Annotated in this window: 4 protein-coding genes; all 4 read right to left on the reverse strand. The window is 63.5% G+C overall.

Features of this window, described 5'->3' with window-relative positions:
• Positions 1-64 precede the first annotated feature (64 nt).
• Positions 65-934: a 50S ribosomal protein L11 methyltransferase gene (locus ACILRN_RS15715; protein WP_395689887.1), complete on the reverse strand. Its 870-nt coding sequence runs from the start codon at positions 932-934 to the stop codon at positions 65-67.
• Positions 935-965: 31 nt separating this feature from the next.
• Positions 966-1,625, reverse strand: coding sequence for an OmpA family protein (locus ACILRN_RS15720; protein ID WP_395689888.1), 660 nt, complete (start codon positions 1,623-1,625; stop codon positions 966-968).
• 66 nt (positions 1,626-1,691) lie between these two features.
• Positions 1,692-3,503, reverse strand: a complete 1,812-nt coding sequence (locus ACILRN_RS15725; RefSeq protein WP_395689891.1) for an ABC transporter ATP-binding protein — start codon at positions 3,501-3,503, stop codon at positions 1,692-1,694.
• Positions 3,504-3,648: 145 nt separating this feature from the next.
• Positions 3,649-4,727 (reverse strand): NADP-dependent isocitrate dehydrogenase (locus ACILRN_RS15730; protein WP_395689890.1); only part of this gene is annotated, 1,079 nt, incomplete at its 5' end.

Consider the following 4,727-nt stretch of genomic DNA (forward strand, 5'->3'; position numbering starts at 1 on the left):
TCTGGCCGGCAACATGAAGACGCCTGGGTGCCCTCCCGCCCGGGCGTCTTTTTCATGTGCGGGCTCAGCCTGGCCTCCTGAACACGAGCGTCCCCCACTCGCCTCGCCGGAGGCACGTTTCGAACATGAGCCCGCGGCTGCGATAGGTGGCGGTGATCCAGCGGATCTGGTCCAGGGTGATTCCGGACAGGATGAGTGTGCCACCCGGCGCAAGCGCGGTGGCAAGCTTGGTTGCCAGCGCCACCAGCGGCCGGGCGAGAATATTGGCAAAGATCAGGTCAAAGGGCGCGCGAGCGACGATTCGTGGATGGCTCAGTCCCGAGGCGGCAAGGCTTTCCACCAAAGACCGGGCGCCGTTGAGTGCTGCATTGGCGCGCGTCACGCGCACGGCCTCTGCATCAATGTCGGTTGCCAGCACGGCTCGGCCGTTTGCCCGGGCCGTTGCAATGGCGAGCACCCCGGTGCCGCAGCCAAGATCGAGCACGCTCAGCGGGCGGCGTCGTTTCAGCAGCCTGTCCAGCGCTAGCAGGCATCCCTCCGTCGTGCCATGATGGCCGGTGCCGAAGGCGGTGCCGGCGTCAATTTCCAGTGAAATGCCGCCCTGGCGGCGGCGGTTCCGGTCATGCGCTCCATGCAGAAAGAAGCGCCCGGCCCGCACCGGCGAGAGACCGTCAAGAGATTGGCGGACCCAGTCTCGTTCCGGCACGGCCGCAACACTGCCCGCCGCCAGCCCGTCCAGGGCTCGGGCCGCCTCTGCGTCCTCCGCAGTTTCGAAATAGAATGTCACCTCCCAGAGTGACCGCGCTGCGTCCGTCTCGGTGATGGTGATGGCAAGTGGCTCGAACAGGAGGTTGTCCTCGAGCCGCTTAACCAAGGCGTCAGCCGACTGGAAGCGCTCAGCTGGAACGGTCAGCGTGTATCGGGCTTCGGTCATCTGAGCTGTTGGCCCGCCTCTGCATTCTGCATCACGTCAGTGGCACGATCCTGATCTCGACACGGCGGTTCAGCGCGCGGCCGTCCGGCGTGGCGTTGGATGCAATCGGCTGGCTGGCGCCAACCCCGATTGCCTGGAACCGGTTCGGGTCGTTGCCCTGGGCGATGAGATACTCTGCCACCGAGCCGGCCCGGCGCTCGGACAGTTGCTGGTTGTGCGCCACCGAGCCGGTGGAATCGGTGTGGCCCGTCACGTCGACCAGCGTCTGGTTGAATTCCTTCAGAACCAATGAGACGGAATTCAGCGTCTCGAAAAACTCCGACTTGATCTCTGACTGGTCGGTATCGAAGGTGATGTTCGACGGCATGTTGAGGATGATGTCGTCGCCTGACCGTGTAACCGACACACCAGTGCCACGCAGCCGCTCGCGCAGCTTGGCTTCCTGGTTGTCCATGTAGAGGCCAACTCCGCCGCCCGCGAGAGCGCCAAGGCCCGCACCGATCAGCATCGCCTTGCGGGTGGACGCAGATGAATTCTGGCCAACGATCAGTCCGGCTGCCGTGCCGAGCAGGGCACCCGCGCCCGCCCCGACGGCCGTGTTCGAGATCTTGTTCTCGCCGGTATAGGGATCCGTCGTGCAGCCGGCGAGAAGGACGGCACAAACGGTTGCGACGGTGATATTTCTGAACATGGGCGGTTTCCCTGCGGTGAGGCAGTTGTCGCCCGCTGCTATGGCTGCAATGTGGTAAACAAAACATTATTCCGCTGCTGCGAGGTCTTCGTCCTCGTGCAGGAAGCCGCCTGACTGGCGCTGCCACAGCGAGGCATAAAGTCCGCCCCTGTCCAGCAGTTCGCGGTGTGTGCCCTGTTCCACGATCACGCCCTTGTCCATGATCACCAGCCGGTCCATGGCAGCGATGGTCGAGAGCCGGTGCGCGACCGCGATCACGGTCTTGCCTTCCATCAGCGCATAGAGGTTTTCCTGGATGGCCTGTTCCACCTCGGAATCGAGCGCGCTGGTGGCTTCGTCGAGCACCAGGATCGGCGCGTTCTTGAGCAGCACCCGGGCAATTGCGATGCGCTGGCGCTGGCCGCCCGAGAGCTTGACGCCGCGCTCGCCGACATGGGCCTCGTAACCACGCCGCCCGTGGGGGTCGGCCAGAGCCGCAATGAACTCGTCGGCATGGGCCTTGCGCGCGGCAGCCTCGACATCGGCCATGGTCGCGTCGGGCCTGCCATAGCGGATGTTGTCGAGGACGGAGCGGTGGAGGAGAGAGGTGTCCTGCGTGACGACCCCGATCGCGGCGCGCAGCGAGTCCTGCGTCACATGGGCGATGTCCTGCCCATCGATCAGGATGCGGCCTTCCTCCACGTCATAAAAACGCAGCAGCAGGCTCGTGAGCGTTGACTTTCCTGCGCCGGAGCGGCCGACAATACCAACCTTCTCGCCCGGTGATATGTTCAGCGTGAGGTGCTCGAGAACCTGGCGATCGCCCTGATGCCGCGGTTTTCCGTAGTTGAAGCTCACGTTGTCAAAGGTGATTGCACCGTCGTGGACGGCGAGGGCTCTTGCACCATCGACATCGCGGATGACCCGCTCCCGCGCAATCGTCTCGATGCCGTCCTGGATGACCCCGACATTCTCGAACAGTCCCGCCACCTCCCAGATGATCCACTGCGACATCGCCTTGAGGCGCAGCGTGAGGCCGATGGCGAAGGCGATGGCGCCGGTTGAGATGGCATTCTGCTGCCAGAGCCACACCGACATTGCCGACATCGAAAAGATCAGCAGGCCGGACAGCGCATGCAGCGATGTGGTCATCATGGTCGACATGCGCATCGAGCGGTTGACCGAGTCGAGCATCCAGCCCATGCCCTCCCTGGCATAGGCGTCCTCGCGGTCGGCATGGGCGAACAGCTTGACGGTCGGGATGTTGGTGTAGCTGTCTACCACCCGGCCGGTCACCAGCGAGCGCATGTCGGCCTGCTCGGCGGAAAGCTTGCCGAGCCGCGGAATGAAATACCAGCAGGCCGCCAGATACCCCGCAAGCCAGATGAGGAGGGGGATCATCAGCCACCGGTCGGCGCTTGCCACAAGCAGCAGAGCCCCGAGGAAATAGACCGATATGTAGACCATGACGTCGGTGAACTGCATTACTGCATCGCGTACCCCGAGTGCCGTCTGCATCACCTTGGTGGCGACGCGTCCGGCGAAGTCGTTGGCGAAGAAATCCATGCTCTGGCGCAGCACGTAGCGGTGCGCCACCCATCGGATGCGCATGGCATAATTGCCGCGCAGGCCCTGGTGCGAAACAGCCTCGGAAAAGAAGTTGAGAACAGGCAAGGCAATGAGGGCAATTGCGCCCATCAGCAGCAGGGTGCTGCCTTGCTGCTGCCAGAAACTCGCCCGGTCGGCCCCGGTGAGCAAGTCCACCAGATCGCCCAGAAAGGCGAAGAGATAGACCTCGATCAGCGCAATGGCTGCCGAGAGCAGCATGGAGACCAGCAGAAGCGGCCAGAACGGCTTGGTGTAGTGCCAGCAGAATCCCAGAAACTGCCGCGGCGGCATTTGCGGCCGCCCCGGCGGGAACGGGTCGACCAGCGACTCGAGCCAGGTGAAGAAACGATCGATCAAGAATGTGCTCCGGATATGCCGCGCTTATAGACCCCCCGGCGCCGGGCGCAAAGGGTTCCTCGCCGCCGCAGAGCGCAGATCAGCCCATTGCGGCCTTCAGCCGTGCATCCACGGCATCGAGAAAACCTTCGGTGGAGAGCCAGCCCTGATCGGGCCCCACCAGCACTGCGAGGTCCTTGGTCATCTGGCCCGCCTCGATTGTCTCGACGACCACCTTTTCAAGGGTCTCGGCAAAGCGCTTGAGTTCGGCATTGTCGTCGAGCTTGGCGCGGTGCTTGAGTCCGCCGGTCCAGGCGAAGATCGAGGCAGCGGAGTTGGTCGAGGTCTGCTTGCCCTGCTGGTGCAGCCGGTAGTGCCGGGTGACCGTGCCATGTGCGGCCTCAGCCTCCACCGTCTTTCCGTCGGGCGTCATCAGAACCGAGGTCATCAGGCCGAGCGAGCCGAAGCCCTGCGCCACGATGTCGGACTGCACGTCGCCGTCATAGTTCTTGCAGGCCCAGACATAGCCGCCGGTCCATTTCAGCGCCGATGCCACCATGTCGTCGATCAGGCGATGCTCGTAAGTCAGCCCCTTCTTGTCGAAGTCGGCCTTGAACTCGGCATCGAAGATCTCCTGGAAGATGTCCTTGAAGCGCCCGTCATAGGCCTTGAGGATGGTGTTCTTGGTCGAGAGATAGACCGGATAGTTGCGCATCAGCCCGTAATTGAACGAGGCGCGCGCGAATTCGCGGATCGACTCGTCGAGGTTGTACATGGCCATGGCAACGCCTGCGCCCGGCGATTTGAACACCTCTTTCTCGATCACGGTGCCGTCCTCGCCAACGAACTTGATGGTGAGGCTGCCCTTGCCCGGGAAGGTGAAGTCGGTGGCACGGTACTGGTCGCCGAAGGCGTGGCGGCCGATGACGATGGGCTTGGTCCAGCCGGGCACCAGCCGCGGCACGTTGCTGCAGATGATCGGCTCGCGGAAGATGACGCCGCCCAGGATGTTGCGGATGGTGCCATTGGGCGACTTCCACATCTGCTTGAGTCCGAACTCCTTCACCCGGGCCTCGTCTGGCGTGATCGTGGCGCATTTGACGCCGACGCCATGGGTCTTGATGGCATTGGCGGCGTCGATGGTCACCTGGTCGTTGGTCTTGTCGCGGTGCTCGACCG

The sequence above is a fragment of the Aestuariivirga sp. genome, from assembly GCF_044238155.1.
Taxonomy (GTDB): Bacteria; Pseudomonadota; Alphaproteobacteria; order Rhizobiales; family Aestuariivirgaceae; genus Aestuariivirga.

Excerpts from the sequence above, each read along its gene's own strand:
- ACILRN_RS15725 (WP_395689891.1), bottom strand. The coding sequence starts at position 3,503 with ATGCCGCCGCGGCAGTTTCTGGGATTCTGCTGGCACTACACCAAGCCG.
- ACILRN_RS15715 (WP_395689887.1), bottom strand. The coding sequence starts at position 934 with ATGACCGAAGCCCGATACACGCTGACCGTTCCAGCTGAGCGCTTCCAG.
- ACILRN_RS15720 (WP_395689888.1), bottom strand. The coding sequence starts at position 1,625 with ATGTTCAGAAATATCACCGTCGCAACCGTTTGTGCCGTCCTTCTCGCC.